General features: G+C 72.6%; 20 protein-coding genes and 1 pseudogene. 15 read left to right on the plus strand and 6 right to left on the minus strand.

Annotated features, from left to right (window positions below; translation table 11 throughout):
* Window positions 1-198: 198 nt before the first annotated feature.
* From ACZ5NH_RS08465 to ACZ5NH_RS08475, 3 genes are all read left to right on the plus strand, one after another.
* On the plus strand, window positions 199-828 hold the full coding sequence (locus ACZ5NH_RS08465; protein ID WP_451555481.1) for a DUF3043 domain-containing protein: 630 nt from the start codon (window positions 199-201) through the stop codon (window positions 826-828).
* Between the two features lie 83 nt (window positions 829-911).
* Window positions 912-1613, plus strand: coding sequence for a class I SAM-dependent methyltransferase (locus ACZ5NH_RS08470; RefSeq protein WP_468773604.1), 702 nt, complete (start codon window positions 912-914; stop codon window positions 1611-1613).
* A 56-nt stretch (window positions 1614-1669) separates the two neighbouring features.
* Window positions 1670-2731, plus strand: coding sequence for a S1C family serine protease (locus ACZ5NH_RS08475; RefSeq protein ID WP_468773606.1), 1062 nt, complete (start codon window positions 1670-1672; stop codon window positions 2729-2731).
* 45 nt (window positions 2732-2776) lie between these two features.
* Here the strand turns inward: ACZ5NH_RS08475 and ACZ5NH_RS08480 are convergent, their stop codons facing one another.
* The gene (locus ACZ5NH_RS08480; protein ID WP_388621583.1) at window positions 2777-2989 is read right to left on the minus strand and encodes a hypothetical protein; all 213 of its coding nucleotides are present in this window, start codon (window positions 2987-2989) and stop codon (window positions 2777-2779) included.
* A 187-nt stretch (window positions 2990-3176) separates the two neighbouring features.
* On the opposite strand from ACZ5NH_RS08480, the gene ACZ5NH_RS08485 reads away from it, so the two are divergent.
* A complete protein-coding gene (locus ACZ5NH_RS08485; protein WP_468773608.1) occupies window positions 3177-4379 on the plus strand; it encodes a bifunctional adenosylcobinamide kinase/adenosylcobinamide-phosphate guanylyltransferase in 1203 nt (400 codons plus the stop codon).
* A 47-nt stretch (window positions 4380-4426) separates the two neighbouring features.
* Here the strand turns inward: ACZ5NH_RS08485 and ACZ5NH_RS08490 are convergent, their stop codons facing one another.
* Window positions 4427-5407 (minus strand): class I SAM-dependent methyltransferase, encoded by a 981-nt coding sequence (locus ACZ5NH_RS08490; RefSeq protein ID WP_468773610.1) that lies wholly within the window; start codon window positions 5405-5407, stop codon window positions 4427-4429.
* Between the two features lie 133 nt (window positions 5408-5540).
* Between ACZ5NH_RS08490 and cobT the strand changes: the two genes are divergently transcribed.
* The 3 genes from cobT (at window position 5541) to ACZ5NH_RS08505 (ending at window position 9285) form a co-directional block, all read left to right on the plus strand.
* Window positions 5541-6620, plus strand: a complete 1080-nt coding sequence (gene cobT / locus ACZ5NH_RS08495) for a nicotinate-nucleotide--dimethylbenzimidazole phosphoribosyltransferase (protein ID WP_468773612.1) — start codon at window positions 5541-5543, stop codon at window positions 6618-6620.
* A 69-nt stretch (window positions 6621-6689) separates the two neighbouring features.
* Window positions 6690-8486 carry a phosphatidylglycerol lysyltransferase domain-containing protein gene (locus tag ACZ5NH_RS08500; protein ID WP_468773614.1) on the plus strand — a complete coding sequence of 599 codons (1797 nt, stop codon included), beginning with the start codon at window positions 6690-6692 and terminating at the stop codon, window positions 8484-8486.
* A gap of 10 nt (window positions 8487-8496) precedes the next feature.
* Entirely contained in the window at window positions 8497-9285 is a 789-nt protein-coding gene (locus ACZ5NH_RS08505) for a hypothetical protein (protein WP_468773616.1), read from the plus strand.
* Here ACZ5NH_RS08505 and ACZ5NH_RS08510 read toward each other — a convergent pair.
* Window positions 9225-9989, minus strand: a complete 765-nt coding sequence (locus ACZ5NH_RS08510; protein WP_468773618.1) for a hypothetical protein — start codon at window positions 9987-9989, stop codon at window positions 9225-9227. The genes ACZ5NH_RS08505 and ACZ5NH_RS08510 overlap by 61 nt on opposite strands.
* Window positions 9990-10049: 60 nt before the next feature.
* Between ACZ5NH_RS08510 and ACZ5NH_RS08515 the strand changes: the two genes are divergently transcribed.
* The 6 genes from ACZ5NH_RS08515 (at window position 10050) to aceE (ending at window position 19975) form a co-directional block, all read left to right on the plus strand.
* The gene (locus ACZ5NH_RS08515; RefSeq protein WP_388621597.1) at window positions 10050-10835 is read left to right on the plus strand and encodes an adenosylcobinamide-GDP ribazoletransferase; all 786 of its coding nucleotides are present in this window, start codon (window positions 10050-10052) and stop codon (window positions 10833-10835) included.
* Between the two features lie 259 nt (window positions 10836-11094).
* Window positions 11095-12651: a leucyl aminopeptidase gene (locus tag ACZ5NH_RS08520; RefSeq protein ID WP_468773620.1), complete on the plus strand. Its 1557-nt coding sequence runs from the start codon at window positions 11095-11097 to the stop codon at window positions 12649-12651.
* A 291-nt stretch (window positions 12652-12942) separates the two neighbouring features.
* The gene (gene lpdA / locus ACZ5NH_RS08525; RefSeq protein ID WP_388621601.1) at window positions 12943-14331 is read left to right on the plus strand and encodes a dihydrolipoyl dehydrogenase; all 1389 of its coding nucleotides are present in this window, start codon (window positions 12943-12945) and stop codon (window positions 14329-14331) included.
* Window positions 14332-14392: 61 nt separating this feature from the next.
* Window positions 14393-16195: a 2-oxoglutarate dehydrogenase, E2 component, dihydrolipoamide succinyltransferase gene (gene sucB, locus ACZ5NH_RS08530; protein ID WP_468773623.1), complete on the plus strand. Its 1803-nt coding sequence runs from the start codon at window positions 14393-14395 to the stop codon at window positions 16193-16195.
* A 174-nt stretch (window positions 16196-16369) separates the two neighbouring features.
* On the plus strand, window positions 16370-16993 hold the full coding sequence (locus ACZ5NH_RS08535) for a GntR family transcriptional regulator (RefSeq protein WP_388621605.1): 624 nt from the start codon (window positions 16370-16372) through the stop codon (window positions 16991-16993).
* Window positions 16994-17263: 270 nt separating this feature from the next.
* Window positions 17264-19975, plus strand: coding sequence for a pyruvate dehydrogenase (acetyl-transferring), homodimeric type (gene aceE / locus ACZ5NH_RS08540; RefSeq protein WP_468773625.1), 2712 nt, complete (start codon window positions 17264-17266; stop codon window positions 19973-19975).
* 57 nt (window positions 19976-20032) lie between these two features.
* Here aceE and ACZ5NH_RS08545 read toward each other — a convergent pair.
* A pseudogene (locus tag ACZ5NH_RS08545) lies at window positions 20033-20410 on the minus strand (hypothetical protein); the annotation flags it as partial.
* Between the two features lie 428 nt (window positions 20411-20838).
* Here ACZ5NH_RS08545 and ACZ5NH_RS08550 point away from each other — a divergent pair.
* Window positions 20839-21864, plus strand: a complete 1026-nt coding sequence (locus tag ACZ5NH_RS08550; RefSeq protein ID WP_468773627.1) for a helix-turn-helix transcriptional regulator — start codon at window positions 20839-20841, stop codon at window positions 21862-21864.
* A gap of 67 nt (window positions 21865-21931) precedes the next feature.
* Window positions 21932-22450, plus strand: coding sequence for a DUF4240 domain-containing protein (locus ACZ5NH_RS08555; RefSeq protein ID WP_388622321.1), 519 nt, complete (start codon window positions 21932-21934; stop codon window positions 22448-22450).
* Between the two features lie 11 nt (window positions 22451-22461).
* On the opposite strand, the gene ACZ5NH_RS08560 is transcribed toward ACZ5NH_RS08555, so the two are convergent.
* Both ACZ5NH_RS08560 and ACZ5NH_RS08565 read right to left on the minus strand, forming a co-directional pair.
* Window positions 22462-22719 carry a hypothetical protein gene (locus ACZ5NH_RS08560; protein WP_468773629.1) on the minus strand — a complete coding sequence of 86 codons (258 nt, stop codon included), beginning with the start codon at window positions 22717-22719 and terminating at the stop codon, window positions 22462-22464.
* A gap of 72 nt (window positions 22720-22791) precedes the next feature.
* Complete coding sequence (locus ACZ5NH_RS08565) at window positions 22792-23616, minus strand: peptidoglycan recognition protein family protein (protein WP_468774220.1); 825 nt, start codon at window positions 23614-23616, stop codon at window positions 22792-22794.
* Window positions 23617-23669: the final 53 nt, after the last annotated feature.

Below are 23669 nucleotides of genomic sequence, written 5' to 3' on the forward strand. Positions count from 1 at the left end.
GACAGGACCCACAGTACGGGCCCTGACTCCATTACCGCACTGTTCGGGGACGGATGCGCTCATCCCCGAGGACGACTGCGGACGCTAGCGCTCCGGCGTGAGGAGTAGGTGATCCCCCACCGCCCGCACCGGAACGTCCCCTCTGTCCCCCTACAGACGTCCGGTGTTGCCGGATCGTTCCCCGCCGGGCTGGGGTCCATGCCGGTGAAGCCCGTACCCTTGGGTTTTGTGTTCCGTAGCCGTGCCAAGGAAGAGAAGGCCCCGACCGCCGACAAGGCGCAGGTGAACCTCTCCAAGCAGTCCCGTGACCCGCAGGCCCCGAAGGGCAGGCCCACGCCCAAGCGCAGTGAGGCCCAGTCCCAGCGGCGCAGCGTGGCCAACACGCCGACCAACCGCAAGGAGGCCGCCAAGCGCCAGCGCGAGGACCGGCGCCAGGCACTGGAGCGGCAGCGCCAGGCGCTGGCCACCGGTGACGAGCGCTATCTGCCCGCCCGGGACAAGGGCCCGGTCCGCAAGTTCGCCCGCAACTGGGTGGACTCGCGGTTCAACGTGGCGGAGTTCTTCCTGCCGCTCGCCGTGGTGATCCTGGTGCTGAGCGTGGTTCGGGTGCCGGCGATCCAGTCGATCGCGCTGCTGCTGTGGCTGGTGGTGATCGTGCTGATCGTGCTGGACGCGGCGTTCAGCGGCTTCCGGCTGAAGAAGCGGCTGGGAGAGCGTTTCCCGGACCAGAACACGCGTGGCGCGGTCGCCTACGCCCTGATGCGCTCCCTCCAGATGCGCCGGCTCCGGCTGCCGAAGCCGCAGGTCAAGCGCGGAGAACGGCCCTGAGCGCAGACGCCTTCACCGGGGCTGCGGCCGACGCCTGGCTGAACAAGCTGGGCAAGCTGCGGGATGTCGTACGCCAGGAGCTGGTGGCGCGGCAGCTGGACGAGCAGATAGCCGGGCGGTTCCCGGTCGGGCAGCGGCTGCGGGTGCTCGACGTGGGCATGGGCCAGGGCACGCAGGCGCTGCGGCTGGCCCGGCTCGGCCATCAGGTGACCGGGGTCGAGCAGGACGCGACGATGATCGCCGCCGCGCGTGAGGCGCTGGCCGCGCAGCCGGACGGCATCCGGGAGCGGGTCCGGCTGGTGCAGGGCGACGGCCGGGACACCGGGGTGCACTTCCTGCCGGGCAGCTTCGACGTGGTGCTGTGCCACGGGGTGCTGATGTACGTCGAGGAGCCGGACCCGCTGGTCGCGGGCCTGGCCCGGATGCTCGCCCCCGGCGGGCTCCTCTCCCTGCTCGTCCGCAACGGCGACGCGCTCGCCATGCGCCCGGGCCTGTCCGGCAACTGGGCGGGCGCGCTGGCCGCCTTCGGCACCGCCGCCTATCACAACCGGCTCGGCCTGGACGTACGGGCCGACCGGCTGGCCGCCCTCACCGCCACGCTCGCCGGGATCGCGGCCCCGCTGCACGCCTGGTACGGCGTGCGGGTCTTCACGGACACGGCGGCGGACGACGCGGAGATCCCGGACGACCTTCAGACGCTGCTCGCGGTCGAGGAGCGGGCCGGGCGCACGGACCCCTACCGCCGGGTTGCGGCGCTGCTGCACCTGTGCGGCGTACGGGGCTGAGACCGTTCGGGCCAACACCGCGGGCCGGGTGATCGGCGCGCGGTGAGACTCGGGGCATGGAAGCTTCCCCGATCCGTGCCCTGCGGAGGACCGCCGTCGCGGTCACGCTGGTGTGTTGCGTGGCGAGCTGTACGGCGGACGCTCCCGACGCCGCGCGGGACCCCGCGGCCTCCGCGCGGGCCGCCGCCCCGATGGCCGCGGGTGATCTGCAGAGCCGGTACCAGAAGGTCATCAAGGACGTCCTGCCGTCGGTCGTGCAGATCCAGACGAGCCAGGAACTGGGCTCCGGGGTGGTGTACGACGGCAAGGGACACATCGTCACCAACGCGCACGTGGTCGGTTCGGAGAAGACCTTCAAGGTGACCACGGCCAACAGCGAGGAGCCGCTCACCGCGAGCCTGGTGTACTCCTACCCCGAGCAGGACCTGGCCGTGATCAAGCTGGACAAGGTGCCGACCGGGCTGCGAGCAGCGGCGTTCGGCGACTCCGAGAAGGTGGAGGTCGGCCAGATCGTGCTGGCCATGGGCTCACCGCTCGGGCTGTCGTCCAGCGTGACCCAGGGCATCGTCTCGGCGACCGGACGCACCGTCAGCGAGGCCCCCGGCGGGGCCACGGGCGCGACGCTCGCGAACATGGTGCAGACCTCGGCCGCCATCAACCCGGGCAACAGCGGCGGCGCGCTGGTCAATCTCGCCGGTCAGGTCATCGGCATTCCGACGCTCGCTGCCGCCGACCCGCAGCTCGGGGGCAACGCGGCGCCCGGCATCGGGTTCGCCATCCCGGCGTCGATGGTGCAGACGATCGCCGGGCAGATCGTGCAGAAGGGCAAGGTCGTCAACTCCGGCCGGGCCGCGCTCGGCATCACCGCGCGGTCGGTCGTGGACGACCGCTACCAGCCCGCCGGGGTGGCGGTGGTCACCGTCAGACCCGGCGGTGCGGCGGACAGGGCGGGACTGCGCCCGGGCGACGTCATCACCAAGGTGGGCGGCCGGCCGATCTCCGCCGTCACCTCCCTCGCGGTGGCGCTGGCGGCGGACAAGCCTGGCCAGAAGACCTCGGTGACCTACCAGCGGGGCGGCGCCGAGAAGACGGTGGAGGTGACGCTGGGCGAGCAGTGACGAAGGTACGACCGCGGCCGTGCCCCGCCACGCCGACGGCGCCGGCTACGCCGCGTCGGCGTGCAGGCTCATCGGGCCGTAGATCTCGGTGTTCTCCTCGAACAGCCGCACCTGGTCGGCGCCGCCCTCCAGGAGCGCCTTCCAGTGCTCACCGATCCAGGACTCGGCATCCCCCTGGGTGGTGAACTCCTCCGGTTCCACCGCGGGCTGGACCTCCGTCCCGTCGGCCTTCTCGAACCGCCACGTCCATGCCGTCATGTGGGCCTCCCTCGATCCAACACCTGCTGGAAGAGTATGCGGTCCGCGGGTTCGGCCGTTAGAGGCTGTGGATCATCCGCGGGTCCGGTCGGGGCTGCCGCGCCCACCGGCGGCGCCGCGTACCCGCGCCCCTTCTTCGGGGCGCCGCAGTGAGCAGTGCCTGTGCGGGCAGGTGAGAATCGGTCCCGTGGACATCACTCTGCTCGGTACCGGTGCCCCTGCTGGGCTGCCCCGCCCCGACTGCCCGTGCGCCGCATGTGCGATGGCGCTCGGACCGGACGCGCGGGCGGCCACCGCCGTGCTGGTGGACGGGGCGCTGCTCCTCGACCTCACCCCGGGCGCGGCCTTCGCGGCGGCACGGGCCGGGCATTCGCTCACCGGCGTACGGCAGGTACTGCTGTCCCATCCGCACGACGGACCCGCGGTCGAGGTGCCGGCCGGGCTGCCGCAGCCCGGGCGGGTGCCGGACGGGCGGGAGTTGGCGCTGCTGACGGGGCATCGGGTGCGGGCCGTGGCGATGGACGCGGGCGGCACCGGGTACGCGGTGACCGGGCCGGACGGGCAGCGGCTGCTGTATCTGCCGCCGGGCGGGGCGCCGGCGGGCCTGGAGGAGGCGACGGCGGAGTCGTACGACATGGTCCTCGCGGACGTGGTGGACCGCCCCGACGCGCTGGCGCGGCTGCGGGCGGTCGGCTCGGTCGGCCCCACGACGGATGTCCTGGCGGTCCACCTCGACCACGACGTGCCGCCCGGCGCGGAGTTGCGGCGCCGGCTGGCGGCGGCCGGGGCGCGGGCGGTGCCGGACGGTACGACGCTGGCGGTCGGCGCGTACGAGGACGTGCCGGACGTGCCGCGCCGGACGCTGGTGCTGGGCGGGGCGCGCTCGGGCAAGTCGGTGGAGGCCGAGCGGCGGCTGGAGTCCTTCCCGGACGTGCTGTACGTGGCGACCGGCGGGACGCGGGGCGGGGACACCGAGTGGGCGGCGCGGGTGGCTCTGCACCGGGAGCGGCGGCCGGGGTCGTGGCGTACGGCGGAGACGACGGACCTGGTGCCGCTGCTGGGCGAGGACGGACCGCCGCTGCTGATCGACTGTCTGTCGCTGTGGCTGACGGATGTCATGGACGCCGTGGGGGCGTGGGACGACGCGGAGTGGGCGGGCGGGGGTGAGAAGTCCCTGCGGGAGCGGGTGCGAGAGCTGACGGAGGCGGTGCGCCGTACGCGGCGGACGGTGGTGGCCGTGTCGAACGAGGTGGGGTCGGGGATCGTGCCGGCGACCGCGTCCGGGCGGCGGTACCGGGACGAACTGGGGCGGCTGAACGCGGCGTTCGGGGCGGAGTGCGAGCAGGTGCTGTTGGTCGTCGCCGGGCAGGCTGTGGTGCTCCGGGGCTGAAAGGATGCCCGGTGCTGGTGCCGGCCAGGGGTTGGATCTGCCCGCCGCTATGTGGACCGTTCCGCCTTGCGGGCCACGATTCGGTACGCGTTCGAGAAGCGAGTGCGGCGCAGTAGCGGACCCAGCGCGTGGTCCACGGCGGACGCGGTGGCCGTGAGAGGGGCCGCTGCTCTGCGGAGCGGTGCGGGGACGCGGGTCAGGGCGATGGTGAGGGCCGCTGAGAGGTCGTACGGGATGTGCGGAGCGCGGCGGTCCGTGATGAGGATCTCGCAGCCCCGGCTCGCCAGCTCCGCGCACAGGTTGGCCTGTGGCAGCAGATGCAGATGGCGGGGTTGGCCGTAGGGGAGCCACCAGTTGCCGAGGAGTGCCGCGAAGGCGCTGCGCGGGTCGGGTAGTTCGAGGAGCAGATGGCCGCCGGGCCGCAGGACGGCCAGGGCCGCGCGGAGTTCGGCGCGCGGGTCGGGCGTGTGCCCCAGGTGGTGGAACATGCTGACGACGTCGTAGCGGGAGCGCAGGCGGGCCAGGACCCGGGGATCCGTGAGGTCTCCGATGTGCGCCTCCTCGATGCGCTCCTCCTGGAGGGCCTGTTCGACGCGGGGGGTCGGGTCCAGTCCGTCGAAGGACGTGTAGGGGAAGACCTCCTTCGCCGTCTGCGGGAAGCGGCCGTGGCCCGTGCCCACGTCCAGCCAGCTCTCCGGCTCGGCCAGCGGCAGGATCGTGCGGGCGGCGGCCCGGTGCCGGCGGTGCACCACCCGGCTGGAGAGGACCCGCTCGGCGAAGTCGTCCAGTTGGCCGGCGAAGAGGCCCAGGTGGTGGGCGAGGCCCTCCGCCGTGAGCCGCGGGTTCTGGAAGGCGTGCCCGCAGTCGCGGCACTGGTCCACGACGAACGTGCCGGGATCGGCCGGCCCCGGGGCGGCGGCCCGCGCCCTCGTGCGCAGGTTCCCGCCGCCGCACCAGGGGCAGTTCTCGCGGCGCGGCTCGTGGAACGCCTCGGCGACCCGGGGCGTGGTCGGGGGCGAGGTCGGCATGGGCGACTCCCTGTGCGACATTCCGCTGCAAACCGGAACGTATGGGGTCCCGATCTTGAGTGCAATGACGTTGTGGGGGTGTGGTGGCCATGTGGCGCGGAAGCGTTCGTTCTCTGGCGGTACTGTTCGGCGAATGAGCAGGCTTAATCTGGACGACTTCACCGATCTGATCGAGCGCCCGGACGGGGGCGTGCGCCGTGACGCCGAGGCCCGTCGGGAGCGCCAGATCGTGCCGCCCGGGGCGCTGGGCCGCCTCGACGAGCTGGGCGAGTGGCTGGCCGCCGCGCAGAGCGCCGTACCGGTACGGACCGTGGAGCGGCCGAAGGTGATCCTCTTCGCCGGTGACCACGGCGTCGCCGAACTGGGCGTCTCGGCGCGTCCCGCCGGCAGCGCGGAGCACCTGGTGCGGGCCGTGCTGGAGGGCGCGAGCCCGGTGTCCGTGCTCGCGCGGGGGCAGGACGTGCCCGTACGGATCGTGGACATGGCCCTGGACTGCGCGCCGGACGCCTTCCCCGAGGACGTCGTACGGCACCGGGTGCGGCGCGGCAGCGGCCGTGTCGACATCGAGGACGCGCTCACCCTGGACGAGGCCGAGGCGGCACTGCGCGCGGGCATCGCGGTCGCCGACGAGGAGGCCGACTCGGGTACGGACCTGGTGGTGCTGGGCGACATCAGCGTGGGCGGCACCACGGCCGCCGCGGTGCTGATCGCTGCGCTGTGCGGGACCGACGCGTCGGTGGTGACCGGGCGGGGCGGACTCGCGATCGACGACCTGGCGTGGATGCGCAAGTGCGCGGCGATCCGGGACGCGCTCAGGCGGGCGCGGCCGGTGCTCGGGGACCAGTTGCAGTTGCTGGCGACCGTGGGCGGGGCGGACCTCGCGGCGATGACCGGGTTCCTGCTGCAGTGCGCGGTGCGGAAGCTGCCGGTGATCCTCGACGGGGTGGTGGCCGCCGCGTGTGCGCTGGTCGCGCAGCGGGTCGCGTTCCGGGCGCCGGACTGGTGGCTGGCCGGGCACGACAGCGGGGAGCCGGGACAGGCGAAGGCACTGGACCGGATGGCCCTGGAGCCGCTGCTGGAGCAGGGGGTGAAGGTCGGCGAGGGCGCGGGTGCGCTGTTGGCTCTGCCGTTGGTGCGGGCCGCGGCGGCGTTGGCGGCGGAGCTTCCCGAGAAGCCCGGGGCCGATAAGGAGCCGGAGGAGGAGAAGGAGTAGTTCCGGTTCGCGTGAACTCCCGGCGGAAAGATGCGGTTCGCCTTAGCGGCACCCATATGATCCTGCCCCATGGGAGATGCCCGAAATGCCGTTCCGCAGCAGGCCGAACCGGGACGTCCGGGTGAGGAGGGGAGGCGGTCCACCGGGGCCTCCCGGCGGGCCGCCGCCTGCGCCGTCTGGTACCTGCGGACCGTCGCCTTCATCAACTTCCTCAGCGCGGTCTGGGTCTCGCTCGGCCAGGACGTGCGCCGGCACAACCAGGACGACTTCTTCACCCCGTATCTGCTGACGGCCGGCTTCGCCTCGGGCGTGTTCACCGCCTTCCTGGCGATCACCATGCGGCGCAGGAAGCGGGCCGCCTGGATCCTCAACCTGGTGATCAGCGGGGCCTTCCTCGCGCTGTTCGCGTTCGCCATGGCGTTCCCGGAGATCCGGCGGTACGCGCAGAACTGGGTCTCGCTGGCGCTCACGGCCGTGTTCGTCGGCGCGCTGCTCATGGGCCGCCGGGAGTTCTACGCCAAGGGCGACCGGTCCAACCCGCGGCTCGCGGTGACGGTCGCAGTCGGCGGCGGGCTGGCCGCGAGCCTGCTGGCCGGGCTGCTGGTGACGGTCACCAACCAGGCGCCGGACGCGGTCCGTTCGACCTTCCCGGAGCGCTGGCACTACGGCACCCTGCGCCTGGTGTCGGTGGCCGCCGACGAGAACCGCTTCCCCGGGATCGCCCCTCCGAACTGGGCCAACGTCGCCGTCAACGTGCTCAGCACGGCCCTCGTGCTCGCCGTGTTCTACGCCGCGTTCCGCTCCCGGCGCGCCGTGGACCCGCTCACCGAGGACGACGAGAAGCAGCTGCGGGGCCTGCTGGAGAGGCACGGCGAGCGGGACTCGCTCGGCTATTTCGCGCTGCGCCGGGAGAAGAGCGTGGTGTGGTCGCCCACGGGCAAGGCGGCCGTCGCCTACCGGGTGGTCGGCGGGGTGAGCCTGGCCTCCGGTGATCCGCTCGGCGATCCGGAGGCCTGGCCGGGCGCGATCGTGCCGTGGCTGGCCGAGGCGCGGGCGCACGGATGGATCCCGGCGGTGATGGGCGCGAGCGAGGAGGCCGGGACGGTCTACGCCCGGCACGGGCTCGACGCCCTGGAACTCGGCGACGAGGCGATCGTGGAGGTCGCCGACTTCACGCTGGAGGGCCGGGCGATGCGCACGGTCCGGCAGGCGTACAACCGGGTGAAGCGGGCCGGGTACGAGGTGCGGATCCGGCGGCACGAGGACATCCCGGCGGACGAGATGGCGCATCTCGTGCAGCGGGCGGACGACTGGCGGGACGGGGCGACCGAGCGCGGCTTCAGCATGGCGCTCGGCCGGCTCGGGGACCCCGAGGACGGGCAGTGCGTGATGCTGGAGTGCACGGACGCCGAGGGCAGGCTGCGGGCACTGCTGTCCTTCGTGCCGTGGGGGCCGCACGGGCTGTCGCTGGACCTGATGCGCCGGGACCGGGACTCCGACAACGGACTGATGGAGTTCATGGTCATCGAGCTGCTGCGGCGGGCCGACGAGATCGAGATCACCCAGGTGTCACTCAACTTCGCGATGTTCAGATCGGTCTTCGAACGTGGCGCGCGCCTGGGTGCCGGTCCGGTGCTCAGGCTGTGGCGGTCGCTGCTCAGCTTCTTCTCCCGCTGGTGGCAGATCGAGTCGCTGTACCGCGCCAACGCCAAGTACCGGCCCATCTGGGAGCCACGGTTCCTGCTCTTCGAGAAGAGCGCGGACCTGCCGCGCATCGGCCTCGCGTCAGCGCGTGCCGAGGGGTTCCTGGAGGCGCCGGGACTGCCGAAGTGGCTGCACCGCAGACACCTGGACACACACCGATGAGGACCGTTCGATGAGAGCGCTCGCCCGCTGGGCCCGTGAGGAGTGGGGGCTGCTGTACGTCACCGTACGCACGGCCCTGCCGAAGCGGCACCTGCGGGCGGTGCCGATGACGCTCGGCGCGGTGTGTCTGACGGCCCTGCTGCAGTATGTGCAGAACCGGCCGTGGGGCTATCAGTTCGTGCAGGACGTGGGCGCCGTACGGGCCCAGGACCCGCTGTGGCTGGCCCTGCTGCGCACTCCCCTGTCGCTGTTCGTGCCGGCGCTGGATCTGCCGGTGTGGGGCGCGCTGACGCAGATCCTGCTGGTGTTCGGGATCGCCGAGATCTGCATCGGCTGGTGGCGCACGCTGTTCATCGCGTACGCCGCCACGCTCGCCGGGACCCTCTACGCGCGTCTCGGCATCTCGCTGGGCACGCACGCCCCCTTCGGGCTGCCGTGGACGGACGCGCAGGTGGTGGACACCGGCCCGTCGGCGGCCGTGGTGGGCCTCGCCGTGTTCGTGAGCTGGCGCTACGGCGCGTACGTCACCTCCAGCGCGGTGACCGTGGCGATGGTCGCCGAGGTGCTGCTCAAGCAGAACCTGGCGGGCAAGGAACATCTGGCCGCGCTGATGGCCGTCGGGCTGATCTGCCTCGCGGTGGCGGTGCGGCACCGGTACGGCCACGGACTGCGGCTGCGCTGCGGGCCCTGGCTGCGACTCCGGCCGCGGCACGCGTACGGCCACCCGCCGCGGCGCGCTCAGCGGCGGTCGGGCAGCCGGGCCGGGCGCGGGTCGGGCCTGCCGCCGATCCAGTCCTGAACGGCGCGCCTCGGCCGGGCCCAGCGCCGGTCGTGCCGGTAGGCGCGCAGCGCGGCCTTGGCGCGGGCGCGGGGCCGACGGCCGTAGAAGCGGCGGGCCCACGGGGAGCCGGGGCGGGCCAGCCGCACGGCGCCGAGCAGCGCGACCAGCGGCACGATCACCCCGAAGACCGCGATGCGCGCCTTCCCCTTGCTCAGCGCGACGAGCGCGAAGAGGAAGTTCAGGGCGATGGTGCTGAGGGCACCGCCGCGGTCCTGCAGCTCCTGCTGCGACAGGTCGTTGACGCCGAACGGGGAGAACCCGGCGAGCAGCAGCCCGACGAGCGCGGCGGTGAGCACCACGACCTCGACGCTCTTGCGGCCCTCCTCGGTCCAGTAGACGTCGTCCAGATGCAGGATCAGCGCGAACTCGTCCAGGACCAGCCCGGCACCCGTCCCGAACACCACGGCGGCGATCGCACCGCCGGCGCCCTGCCGGTCGCTGGCGACCGCGCCGAACCCTCCGACGATGGTGAGGACGACCCCGGGGACGGCATGGTGGATGTGCAGCCCGCCCGCGCTGACGTTCTTGAACGGGCCCTTCCCGGCCCGGATCAGCCGGGTGATCACCCGGGTGACGACGAAGGTGAGCAGGAAGGCGGCGAGGGCGAGCAGCAGCGGGAGCTTGCCCGGTTCGACGATGTTCCGCACCCACCAGTGCCCCATATGCGCACTTTATCCCCGGGTGCGGAAAGCGGCTCCGCGACCGCCGGGTAACCTTCGCCGGTGCCCAAGTCCTCACCGCTCGACGGCCTCCGCTTCGCCTTCGGCACCCTCACCGTGCTGCCCGTCCGGGTGCACCGCTGGGACCGCGAGGCCGCACGCGGCGGGATGCTGAGCGCCCCGGTCGCCGGACTGGTCGTCGGCACCTGCGCGGCCGGCCTCGGCCTGCTGCTCCTGCTCCTGGGCGCCGGCCCGCTGCTCGCCGCCGTCGCCTCCGTCGCCGTACCGGCGGCTCTCACCCGGGGGCTGCACCTCGACGGCCTGGCCGACACCGCCGACGGGCTGGGCAGCGGCAAGCCCGCGGAGGACGCGCTGCGGATCATGAAGCAGTCGGACATCGGACCGTTCGGCGTCATCACCCTGGTCCTGGTGCTCCTGGCCCAGGTCGCCGTCCTGGCCCAGCTGTACGGCGGCTCCTGGGCCCGGGGCGCCCTGGCGGCCGTCGTCTCGGCGGTCACGGCCCGGCTCGCCCTCACCCTGGCCGCCCGGGCGGGGGTCCCGGCCGCCCGGCCCGAGGGGCTGGGGGCGGCGGTGGCCGGGGTGGTGCCGGTGCCGGGCGCGCTGGCCGTCACCGCGTCCTTCACGATCGGTTCGGCGGCCTGGGGGACGGCCCTGGGCCCGTACGGCGCCGTGCGCGCGGCGGCAGCGGTCCTGCTGTCCCTGGCCGCGGCCGACCTCCTGCTGCGCCGCTGCGTGCGCCGGTTCGGCGGGGTGACGGGGGACGTCTTCGGCGCACTGGCGGAGACGGCGGCGACAACGGCGTTGATCGTGTCGTCCCTGGGCCACTGAGGCGCCCGCTGAGCTCTCCGCATGCCGCCACGCACAGGTGAACGCCCGCAGGAATGAGCGAACGCGCGCACGCGCGTAGTCTCGTCCCGGGTGTTCGCCGACAGGGTGAAGGCCCCGGTTGCCACCTGTGCCCAGGCATGCACCTAGGGTCGGCTCTCGGGTCCGGTCGACCCACCCCACTGCGGCGGTCGTCCCACGAGGACGACCGAGGATCGCAACGGCCACAGCAACTTCACATCGGAAGCGAGATTTCACCACCGTGACTGCTCTGACTCTCAGCACCGCCGCGGCGCCCGGCCTGCGGGCCGACGCGATCGTGATCGGTGTCGCCAAGGGCGCTGGATCCAGGTCCGGGGACCTCGTCGTAGCGCCGGGCGCCGAGGCCGTGGACAAGGCGTACGACGGCAAACTGGCCGGCGTCCTGCAGACCCTCGGCGCCTCGGGTGCCGAGGGCGAGCTCACGAAGCTGCCCGCTCCGGCCGGCTTCAAGGCACCGATCGTCGTGGCGGTCGGCCTGGGCGCGGAGCCGGACGCCGAGAGCGAGGACGCGGGCGACGAGGGCTACGACGCCGAGGCGCTGCGCAGGGCCGCCGGCGTGGCCGCCCGCGCGCTCGCCGGCTCCAAGAAGGCCGCTTTCGCGCTGCCGGTCGACAGCCCCGGCGCCGTCGGCGCGATCGCCGAGGGCATCCTGCTCGGCGCGTACTCCTTCGACGTCTACAAGGAGAACGGCAAGGACGCCAAGGCCAAGAACGGCAAGGCGCCGCTGGCCGAGGCCGCGCTGCTCGGCGGCAAGCCGCGCGACGCCGCCCACAAGGGGGCCGTCGCCCGCGCCGTCGCGGTCTCCGAGGAGCTGAACCGCGCCCGCGACCTGATCAACACCCCGCCGAACGACCTGACCCCCGCCGCCTTCGCCGGCATCGCGCAGACCGCGGCGAAGGAGCACGGCATCAAGGCTCAGGTGCTCGACGACAAGGCCCTGGCCAAGGGCGGCTACGGCGGCATCCTCGGCGTCGGCGCCGGCTCCTCGGCCGCGCCGCGCCTGGTGAAGCTGTCGTACACCCACCCGAAGGCGGACAAGCACCTGGCCTTCGTCGGCAAGGGCATCACCTACGACTCGGGCGGCATCTCGCTGAAGCCGGCCGGGCACAACGAGACGATGAAGTGCGACATGAGCGGTGCCGCCGCCGTGTTCGCCGCCGTCGTCGCCGCCGCGCGCCTCGGCCTGGAGGTCAACGTCACGGGCTGGCTGGCGCTGGCGGAGAACATGCCGTCCGGCTCCGCGACGCGCCCGGGTGACGTGCTGCGCATGTACAGCGGCAAGACCGTGGAGGTCCTCAACACCGACGCCGAGGGCCGGCTGGTGCTCGCGGACGCGCTGTGGGCGGCCTCGCAGGAGAACCCGGACGCGATCGTGGACGTCGCGACCCTCACCGGCGCGATGATGCTGGCGCTGGGCAGCCGGACGTTCGGTGTCATGGCCAACGACGACGCGTTCCGCTCCGCGGTGCACGAGGCGGCGGAGGAGGTCGGCGAGCCGGCCTGGCCGATGCCGCTGCCGGAGCATCTGCGCAAGGGCATGGAGTCCCAGGTCGCCGACATCGCGAACATGGGTGAGCGGATGGGCGGCGGCCTGGTCGCCGGTCTGTTCCTGCGCGAGTTCGTGGGCGAGGGGATCACCTGGGCGCACCTGGACATCGCCGGCCCGGCGTTCAACGAGGGCGGGCCGTTCGGGTACACGCCGAAGGGTGGCACCGGATCCGCTGTCCGGACGCTGGTCCGCCTCGCGGAGCTGACCGCCGCGGGTGACCTGGGCTGACGTTCGCCCATTGACTCGGGGCGCCCGGTTCGAGTGACGGCCGCGGGGGCGTGGGGCATGTTCGCGCAGTTCCCCACGCCCCTCTGTGTCGGCCGCTTCCCCGTTCGTGCCAAGTGAACGTGGGACGTCTCACACTCCAGCCCGGCGCATCGTTCGTCTCGAACAAGTGCAAAGATGGAGCCCGGCAGGACAGGGCCCCCACCGAAGGGCCGAAGCATCAAGCGGCCGGACACCAGCCGCCCGCCGGTCACAGGAGATCGGCGCAAGGCGCACATGCATGGAGGACGTGACGTGGCGAACGACGCCAGCACCGTTTTCGACCTAGTGATCCTCGGCGGTGGTAGCGGTGGTTACGCCGCGGCCCTGCGCGGGGCGCAGCTGGGCCTGGACGTCGCCCTGATCGAGAAGGACAAGGTCGGCGGCACCTGCCTGCACCGGGGTTGCATCCCCACCAAGGCCCTGCTGCACGCGGGCGAGATCGCCGACCAGGCCCGCGAGAGCGAGCAGTTCGGCGTCAAGGCCACCTTCGAGGGCATCGACGTCCCGGCCGTCCACAAGTACAAGGACGACGTGATCTCGGGCCTGTACAAGGGTCTGCAGGGTCTCATCGCGTCCCGGAAGGTGACGTACATCGAGGGTGCGGGGCGTCTGTCCTCCCCCACCTCCGTCGACGTGAACGGCCAGCGCATCCAGGGCCGCCACGTCCTGCTGGCGACCGGCTCCGTGCCGAAGTCGCTGCCGGGCCTGGAGATCGACGGCAACCGGATCATCTCCTCCGACCACGCCCTCGTCCTGGACCGCGTGCCGAAGTCCGCGATCATCCTGGGCGGCGGTGTCATCGGCGTCGAGTTCGCCTCGGCGTGGAAGTCCTTCGGTTCGGACGTCACGATCATCGAGGGCCTGAAGCACCTCGTCCCGGTCGAGGACGAGAACTCTTCGAAGCTTCTTGAGCGCGCGTTCCGCAAGCGCGGCATCAAGTTCAACCTCGGCACCTTCTTCCAGAAGGCCGAGTACACCCAGGACGGCGTGAAGGTCACCCTGGCGGACGGCAAGGAGTTCGAGGCCGAGGTCCTCCTCGTCGCCGTCGGCCGTGGCCCGGTCTCGCAGGGCCTGGGCTACGAGGAGGCCGGGGTCGCCATGGACCGCGGTTACGTCCTCGTCGACGAGTACATGCGCACCAACGTTCCGACCATCTCCGCCGTCGGTGACCTCGTCCCGACGCTCCAGCTCGCGCACGTCGGCTTCGCCGAGGGCATCCTGGTGGCGGAGCGTCTGGCCGGTCTGAAGGTCGTTCCGATCGACTACGACGGTGTTCCGCGGGTGACGTACTGCCACCCGGAGGTCGCCTCCGTCGGTATCTCCGAGGCCAAGGCGAAGGAGATCTACGGCGCGGACAAGGTCGTCGCTCTGAAGTACAACCTGGCGGGCAACGGCAAGAGCAAGATCCTGAAGACCGCGGGCGAGATCAAGCTCGTCCAGGTCAAGGACGGTGCCGTGGTCGGCGTCCACATGGTCGGCGACCGCATGGGTGAGCAGGTCGGCGAGGCCCAGCTGATCTACAACTGGGAGGCGCTGCCGGCCGAGGTCGCCCAGCTCATCCACGCCCACCCGACGCAGAACGAGGCGCTCGGCGAGGCGCACCTTGCCCTGGCCGGCAAGCCGCTGCACTCCCACGACTGAGCCCTCGGTCCACGGGCGCGACGACACAGACTTCCGCAATTCGTTAGGAGCAACCGAAACCATGGCGGTTTCCGTAACCCTTCCGGCGCTCGGTGAGAGCGTCACCGAGGGCACTGTCACCCGCTGGCTGAAGGCCGAGGGCGAGCGCGTCGAGGCCGACGAGCCGCTGCTGGAGGTGTCGACCGACAAGGTCGACACCGAGATCCCCTCGCCCGTCTCCGGTGTGCTGTCCTCCATCAAGGTCGCCGAGGACGAGACGGTCGAGGTCGGCGCCGAGCTGGCCGTGATCGACGACGGCACCGGCGCCCCCGCGGCCGCCCCGGCCCCCGCCGCTGCCGAGGCTCCGGCGCCGGCTCCGGCCCCCGCCGCCCCGGTGGCCGAGGCTCCGGCCCCCGCCCCGGCTCCCGAGGCCCCGGCGGCCCCCGCCGCCCCGGCCGGTGGCGCCACCGGCACGGACGTGGTCCTGCCCGCGCTCGGTGAGTCCGTCACCGAGGGCACCGTCACCCGCTGGCTGAAGTCGGTCGGCGACTCCGTCGAGGCCGACGAGCCGCTGCTCGAGGTCTCCACGGACAAGGTCGACACCGAGATCCCGGCGCCCGCCTCCGGCGTGCTGCTGGAGATCGTGGTGAACGAGGACGAGACCGCCGAGGTCGGCGCCAAGCTCGCCGTCATCGGCGCCCCGGGTGCCGCCCCGGCCGCCGCTCCGGCTCCGGCCGCCCCGGCTCCGGCCCCCGCCGCCGCTGCCCCGGCCGCTCCGGCCCCGGCCCCGGCTGCCCCCGCGGCTCCGGCCGCTCCGGCTCCGGCCCCCGCCGCTGCCGCCCCGGCCCCGGTCGCCCCCGCGGCCCCGGCTCCGGCGCCCGCCCCGGCTCCGGCTCCGGTCACCCCGGCCACCGCGCCGACCCACCCGACCGCCACCCAGGCGACCGACGAGGGCGCCTACGTGACCCCGCTGGTGCGCAAGCTCGCCGCCGAGAACGGCGTCGACCTGGCCACCGTCAAGGGCACCGGCGTCGGCGGCCGTATCCGCAAGCAGGACGTCATCGCCGCCGCCGAGGCCGCGAAGGCCGCCGCCGCTGCCCCGGCTCCGGCCGCCGCCGCTCCGGCCGCCGCCGCGAAGAAGGCCCCGGCGCTGGAGGTCTCCCCGCTGCGCGGCCAGACCGTCAAGATGCCTCGCATCCGCAAGGTCATCGGCGACAACATGGTCAAGGCGCTGCACGAGCAGGCCCAGCTGTCGTCGGTCGTCGAGGTCGACGTCACCCGCCTGATGAAGCTGCGCGGCCAGGCGAAGGACTCGTTCGCGGCCCGTGAGGGCGTCAAGCTCTCCCCGATGCCGTTCTTCGTGAAGGCCGCCGCGCAGGCGCTGAAGGCCCACCCGGTCATCAACGCCAAGATCAACGAGGCCGAGGGCACGATCACCTACTTCGACACCGAGAACATCGGTATCGCGGTGGACTCCGAGAAGGGCCTGATGACTCCGGTCATCAAGCACGCCGGCGACCTCAACATCGCGGGCATCGCCAAGGCCACGGCGGAGCTGGCAGGCAAGGTCCGCGCCAGCAAGATCACCCCGGACGAGCTGTCCGGCGCGACCTTCACCATCTCCAACACCGGTTCGCGCGGCGCGCTGTTCGACACGATCATCGTGCCGCCGGGCCAGGTCGCGATCCTCGGCATCGGTGCCACGGTCAAGCGTCCGGCCGTCATCGAGACCGAGGAGGGCACGGTCATCGGCGTCCGCGACATGACCTACCTGACCCTCTCCTACGACCACCGCCTGGTCGACGGCGCCGACGCGGCCCGTTACCTGACGGCGGTCAAGGCGATCCTGGAGGCGGGTGAGTTCGAGGTCGAGCTCGGCCTCTGACGCCCCTTCGGCAGTACGGCGCCCCGTCCGGAGCTTTCCGGGCGGGGTGTTCGTGTTTGTCGGCGCGCCTTGCGTGTAAGCCTCGTCTCACCTGCGCCAAAGCACCCCACGCGCCCTTCCAACCGGAGCGTCCGGCCTTATTGTCTAAACGTCAGCCCTCCCTAAGGAGCCTCCATGACCGCGCCCGTCGTCCACTCGCTGCGCGAACAGATCCGCGAGCACATCGTGGAGGGAATCGTCAGCGGGCGCTGGCAGCCGGGCGAGCGGATCGTGGAGCGCCGGATCGCCACGGAGCTGGAGGTCAGCCAGACGCCGGTCCGTGAGGCCCTGCGCGAGCTGGAGTCCCTGCGGCTGATCGAGTCCGCGCCGAACAAGGGCGTGCGGGTACGGAACCTGACGGCGGCCGACCTGGAGGAGAGCTACCCCGTCCGGGCCGGCCTGGAGGCCATCGCGGCCGAGCTGGCGGCCGAACGCCTCGCCGAGGACTGCTCGGCCCTGGAGCCGCACGTCCTGGCGCTGTACGAGGCCGACCGCAAGGCCGACGGCACCGCCCAGGTCCGCCACACCGTCGGCTTCCACCGCGCACTCGTGCGGGCCGCGCACAACTCGGTGCTGCTGCACACCTGGGAGGGCCTGGGCATCGAGGTCTTCACGGCACTGTCGATCCGCTGGCTGGGCACGGTCCAGCAGTCGTACGCGGAGGAGCACGAGGAGCTGGTGGCCGCCTTCAAGCGGCGGGACCCGCGCATCGCGGAGATCGTGAAGGCGCACGTTCTGGGCTGCGCGCCGCGCGCTTGATTCAGCCGAGCGGACCCACGCTCAAACGCCGCTCGACCTGCGAAAACAAGGCGAAATCGCGTCACCGGGTGCCATCACCCAAGGCACCGCGTGCCGACTTTCTCGGAATCGAGACTTTTTCCCCCTCAACCCTTTGATCGATCATCGATCAGGGAGTTACAGTCGCCGACGGACTTCCACCGAAGTCCCAGCCCTGTCCTGCCAAAGACCTAGGGCACCCCCGAACCCTTACCGATGAGGGAACCCCCTTCGACTGAGGAAGGCGGCGACATGACCGACCCCAACGCCATCCAGCCGAGCGCGCTCGACCAGCTCCCCGACCGCGATCCGGAGGAGACCGCCGAGTGGCAGGCCTCCCTCGACGCCGTCGCCAGGGAGGCCGGGCCGCACCGCGCCGCGTACCTGATGCGCCGCACGCTGGAGCGCGCCGAGGCGGGCGGCATCGCGCTGCCGAAGCTCCTCGAGACGGACTACGTCAACACCATCCCCACCTCCGCCGAGCCGGCCCTGCCCGGCGACCCGGAGATGGAGGCCCGGATCACCGCCTGGAACCGCTGGAACGCGGCCGCGATGGTGACCCGGGGCAGCAAGCACGGCGTCGGCGGCCACATCGCCACCTTCGCCTCCGCCGCGTGGCTCTACGAGACGGGCTTCAACCACTTCTTCAAGGGCAAGGAGTCCAAAGACGCGGTCGGCTCCGGCGACCAGCTGTACATCCAGGGCCACGCCTCCCCCGGCATCTACGCCCGTGCCTTCCTCGACGGCCGCCTGAACGAGGCGCACCTGGACAACTTCCGCCAGGAGGCCGGCGGCAACGGCCTGCCGTCGTACCCGCACCCGCGCCGCCTGCCCTGGCTGTGGGAGTTCCCGACGGTGTCGATGGGCCTCGGCCCGCTCTCCGCCATCTACCAGGCGCGCTTCAACCGCTACCTCACCAACCGCGGCATCAAGGACGTCTCGTCCTCGCACGTGTGGGCGTTCCTCGGCGACGGCGAGATGGACGAGCCGGAGTCGACGGCGGCCCTCGCGCTCGCCGCCCGTGAAGAGCTGGACAACCTCACCTTCGTCATCAACTGCAACCTGCAGCGCCTCGACGGCCCGGTCCGCGCCAACTTCAAGATCGTGCAGGAGCTGGAGGCCCAGTTCCGCGGCGCCGGCTGGAACGTCATCAAGACGCTGTGGGGCACGGCCTGGGACGAGCTGTTCCAGCTCGACACCACCGGCGCGCTCGTACGCCGGCTGCGCGAGGTACCGGACGCGCAGATCCAGACGTACCAGACCCGCGACGCCGCCTACATCCGCGCCGACTTCTTCGGCAAGGACCCGGCGCTCGCCGAGATGGCGAAGCTGCTGAGCGACGACAAGATCCTGGAGTGCTTCCACCTCTCGCGCGGCGGTCACGAGGCCCGCAAGGTCTACGCCGCGTACAAGGCCGCCGTCGAGCACAAGGGCGCGCCGACCGTGATCCTGGCCCAGACGGTCAAGGGCCACACCCTCGGCGAGGGCTTCGCGTCGAAGAACGCCAACCACCAGATGAAGAAGCTGACGGTGGACGAGTTCAAGGCGATGCGCGACCGCCTCGACCTCCCGATCAAGGACAGCGACTTCGTCGACGGCGTGGTCCCCTACGGCCACCCGGGCGCCGACTCCCCCGAGGTCCGCTACCTCCAGGAGCGCCGCGCGGCCCTCGGCGGCCCCGCCCCGGCCCGCCGTACGCACGCGCTGGCCCCGCTGCCGGCCCCAGCGGAGAAGGCCTTCGCCGCCTTCGACAAGGGCTCCGGCTCGCAGAACGTGGCCACCACCATGGCCTTCGTCCGCCTGGTCAAGGACCTGGTCCGCGACAAGGAGACGGGCAGGCGCTGGGTGCCGATCGTCCCCGACGAGGCGCGCACCTTCGGCATGGAGAGCCTGTTCCCGTCGCTGGGCATCTACTCCCCCAAGGGCCAGACGTACGAGCCGGTCGACCGCGACCAGCTGATGTACTACAAGGAGGCCAAGAACGGCCAGATCCTCAACGAGGGGATCACCGAGGCCGGTTCGATGGCCGACTTCATCGCCGCGTCCACCGCGTACGCGACGCACGGCGAGGCGATGATCCCGTTCTACATCTTCTACTCGATGTTCGGCTGGCAGCGCACCGCCGACCAGATGTGGCAGCTCGGCGACCAGCTCGGCCGCGGCTTCCTCGTCGGCGCGACCGCGGGCCGTACGACCCTCACCGGTGAGGGCCTGCAGCACGCCGACGGCCACTCGCCGGTCATCGCCGCGACCAACCCGGCCTCGCTGTCGTACGACCCCGCGTTCGCCTACGAGATCGCGGTGATCGTCCGTGAGGGTCTGCGCCGGATGTACGGCGAGGCCAAGCCGGGCGAGGACCAGAACGTCTTCTACTACCTGACGGTCTACAACGAGCCGCTGCCGCAGCCCGCCAAGCCGGCCGGCCTCGGCATCGACGAGGCCATCGTCAAGGGCCTGTACCGCTTCAACACGGCGGAGTCGGCGGGGCTGTCCCCGGCCGCCAACGCCCCGCGCATCCAGCTGCTGGGCTCCGGTACGGCGATCCACTGGACCCTGGAGGCCCAGAGGCTGCTCGCCGAGGAGTGGGGCGTGGCCGCCGACGTGTGGTCCGCGACCTCCTGGTCGGAGCTGCGCCGCGACGCGATGGACGCGGACGCCGCACTCCTGCGCGGCGAGGAGCGGGTGCCGTACGTCCGCCAGGCGCTGCAGGGCGCCGAGGGCCCGGTGCTGGCCGTCTCCGACTACATGCGCCAGGTGCCGGACCAGATCGCGCAGTGGGTCGAGCAGGACTGGTCCTCGCTGGGCGCCGACGGCTTCGGTCTGTCGGACACCCGTGAGGCCGCCCGCCGCCACTTCGGCGTCGACGCCCAGTCGATCGTCGTCGCGGCCCTGGCCCAGCTCGCCAAGCGCGGCGAGGTGAAGGCCACGGCGGTCAAGGAGGCCCGGGAGAGGTACGGGCTGTAGTCAGCGACGTCGCGGCGGACAAGGGGTGCGGGTGCCCTCTGTCCGCCGCTTCCGTTCTCAGCCGCCGACCCTTTCCCAGCCGCCTTCAAGATCGTCGAAGCGTGACAGCGCGTCGTGCAGTCCGGTCAGCTCACGCAGGGTCAGAGCGCGTTGTTCGACCAGGCCGCCGACCGGGGTGAACCTGCTGTCGGCGATGATCGCGGCCATCTTGTCCCGCAGCTCGCTCACCGCGTCGTTCGAGAGGATCCGGCCGGCCTTCTCGGTCGCCCCGGTCACCATGGCCTCGGCCTCCAGGCGCAGTTGCTCGGCACGCCCCTCGATCTCCGTGAGCCGTTTCTCCGCCTTGTGCTGCCGCGCGGCCAGATCCCGCTCCGACTGCTCGCGCCGCTTGGCGAGGTTCGTCCCGAAGTCGGTGGCAGCCTGCCGTGCCCAGGCCACGGCGCGCCGCCAGGACGGACGTTGCTGCACGACCTCGTCGTACAGGGTCCGCCCGGTCAGGCGTTCCCTCACCATATAGAGCACGCGTTCGTCGTCCGGGACGGCCTCGCCGCAGTCGTGGGCGATGACTGTGTACCGGCCGGGCAGCTGTGCCGCCGACCTGATCTCGCGGCGGAACCGGAGAAAGGTCTTCTGCTCCCCGATCCGCGGCAGCGCGGTGACGAGCTTGACCGCGGCCTCCCGGTGCATCCGGGTGTCACGGGCCGCCCACACCTGCCCCATGCCGCCCCGGCCCAGCCGTTCGACCAGTTCGTACCGGCCGTCGAGGATCTCCCCCCGCATGCCCCCTCCCTTCCCCGCTGCCCATGTGCCTCCAACGTGGGAGATCGCCGCCGGGCCGGCGGGCTTCGTGGCAGGCTGGCGCCATGCGTGCGGCCCGGCTCATCAAGATGGTGCTCCTGCTGCAGTCCCGGCCGTCCATGACCGCCGCCGAACTCGCCCGGGAGCTGGAGGTGTCGGAGCGGACGGTCACCCGGGACGCACAGGCGCTGTCCGAGGCGGGCGTGCCGGTGTACGCGGACCGGGGGCGGGCCGGCGGCTACCGGCTGGTCGGCGGATACCGGACGCGGCTGACGGGGCTGGCCAGGAGCGAGGCGGAGGCGCTGTTCCTGAGCGGGGTGCCGGGGGCGCTGCGGGAGATGGGGCTGGAGGACGCCGCCTCCGCGGCCCGGCTGAAGGTGTCCGCGGCGCTGCTGCCCTCGCTGCGGGACGCCCCGGACAGCGCCGCCCAGCGGTTCCATCTGGACGCGCCGGCCTGGTTCCGGGAGCCGGAGCCGCCCGCACTGCTGCCGGCGGTCGCGGAGGCGGTGTGGGACGACCGCCGGGTCACCGCCCGCTACCGGCGGGGCGAGCGTGAGGTGGAGCGGATGCTGGAGCCGTACGGGCTCGTGCTGAAGGCGGGTGTCTGGTACCTGTGCGCACGGGTGGCCGGCGACGGCCCCTCCCGGACCGGCGACGGCCGCTTCCGGACCTACCGGATCGACCGGTTCACCGAGGTGGCACCGCTGGAGGAACGGTTCGCCCGTGATCCGGACTTCGATCTGCCCGGCCACTGGGCCGAGCAGGCCGAGCGGTTCGCGCGGTCGATCCTGCGCGCCGAGGTCGTCGTACGGCTGTCCCCGGAGGGAGCGCGCATGCTGCGGTACGCCGTCGATCCCGTGTCGGCGCGCGAGGCGCTGAGCGGCGCCGGCGAGCCGGACGGGGCCGGCTGGGTGACGGTGACGCTGCCGGTGGAGTCCGAGGAGGTGGCGCACGCGCAGCTGACGGCGCTCGGCGCGGAGGCGGAGGTGCTCGCGCCGAAGGGCCTGCGCGAGCGGTTCGCCGGGGACGCGGCACGGCTGGCCGCGCTGTACGACGGTGCGCGTCCCGAGGGCCGTACGGACGCCGGATAACGATCCCGCCGTGCTCCGGCGTACTCCGCGTGCGTCGCACGGGTGGAGGCCCGATGCTGGTGCCGTGATGGACGAGACGGAGTTCTGGGAGCTGATCGACGCCGCCCGCGAGACCGCCGAGGGCGACCCCGAGGAACAGGCCGACGTGCTCGTGGACCGGCTGCTCCAGCTGGACCCCGATCTGATCCTGGACTTCGCCCGTCACTTCGAGGCCCGCTACAACCGCGCCTACCGCTGGGACCTGTGGGGCGCGGCCTGGCTGCTGCTGGACGGGGCCAGCGACGACGCCTTCGACTTCTTCCGCTGCTGGCTGATCGGCCAGGGCCGGGAGGTTTACGAGGGCGCCCTGCACGATCCCGACGCGCTGGCGGAGCTGCTGGACGAGTTCGACGAGGAGATCGACGGCGACGGCGAGGAGCTGGGCTACGCGGCGGACGAGGCCTACGAGCAGCTGACCGGCACCGTCGCGCCCGATCTGGGCATCGCCCCGGCGCCCGCCGAACCGGAGGGCTCGCCGGTGGACTTCGAGAACGAGCGGGAGCTCGCCGCACGGTTCCCCCGGCTGTGGGACCGCTTCCGGGAGTAGCCGGCCCCGGCTCAGCCGACCGTGCGCCTGCGGAGGCTGTCGGCCGGCAGATGCGCCTGCGGCTGGTCGGCACGCACCGCGTGGTGCAGCGGCGCGGCGTTGGCCTGGTCGAGGGCGGACGCGGTGGCCGCGGCCGGGCCGAGGACGACGGTCGCGACCGCGCTGAGCACCACCCAGGGGCCGCGCGCGGTCCGCGTCCAGCGCGCCCGCTCCGTGCTCTCGGCCGTGCTCGCGGCCGTGGACTTTTCACCCGTACGACTGTTCTTCATGAACCCCGCCTCCAGTCGGCTTGTGACGTCCACGACCGTAGGGCGCGTGGCTCGGAGCGGGCTGCGTGGCACCTAGGGGGTTCCTATGGGCCATACCGGAGTGGTCCGGCCCTGCCGGCGCGCGGCCTGCTCCCTGATCTCGGGGAGCCGGGCGGTGAGCGCGGCGCCGGGGCAGCTGGTCATGAACCCGGCGTTGTGGCCGGCCAGGACGGGCAGGGTGACCTTGGTGCCGGCCTGGTAGCGGCTGAGGCTGTTGCTGGAGACCAGCCGGACGCTGGCCCGCGGGTCGATGCCGGCCAGGCCGAGCTTCCAGGCGGCCAGCGCCGCGATCGCGTCGGTCATGGCCCGGGGCACGGGCACGCCCGCGGTGAAGGTGCCGATGGCGGCGATGCCGACGGTGCGGTGGTTGAAGCCCTGGGTGTGGGCGCCGGTGACCGCCCGGTCGACGCCTCCGGCGCGGCCTTCGTAGATGGTGCCGCAGCGGTCGACGAGGAAGTTGTAGCCGATGTCGTCCCAGTTCCGGACGCCGGTCTGGCCGGCGTACAGGCGGCGGATGATCTCCGGCGCGTCCGCGCAGTCGTAGTCGCTCGGCGAGTCGGTGTGGTGCAGGAAGACGGCGACCACCTTGTCGTCGTAGCGCGGCGGCGGCTGGGTGCGCGCGGCGGCGCCCAGCCAGACGGAGCGGGGCACGATGTGCGGCCGGGGGGCGCGGTGGGTGACCGGGGCGCGGGCCGGGACGGGCCGGTCGAAGCGGGCCACGGCGGAGCCCTCGACGCCGGTGGGGCACAGGGCCAGCACGAGAACGGCCACCAGCCCGGGCAGAGAGCCGAGCAGCACCGGCAGGACACCGGGTATCCGCCACACGGCCCAGCGCCGGACCCCCGGCGGGGGCGGGATCCGTGACGGCCCCGGCCTGTCCGACGGCGTTTCCGGTGCCGTCGGCGGTTGCG

Source organism: Streptomyces sp. NPDC031426 (assembly GCF_055581585.1).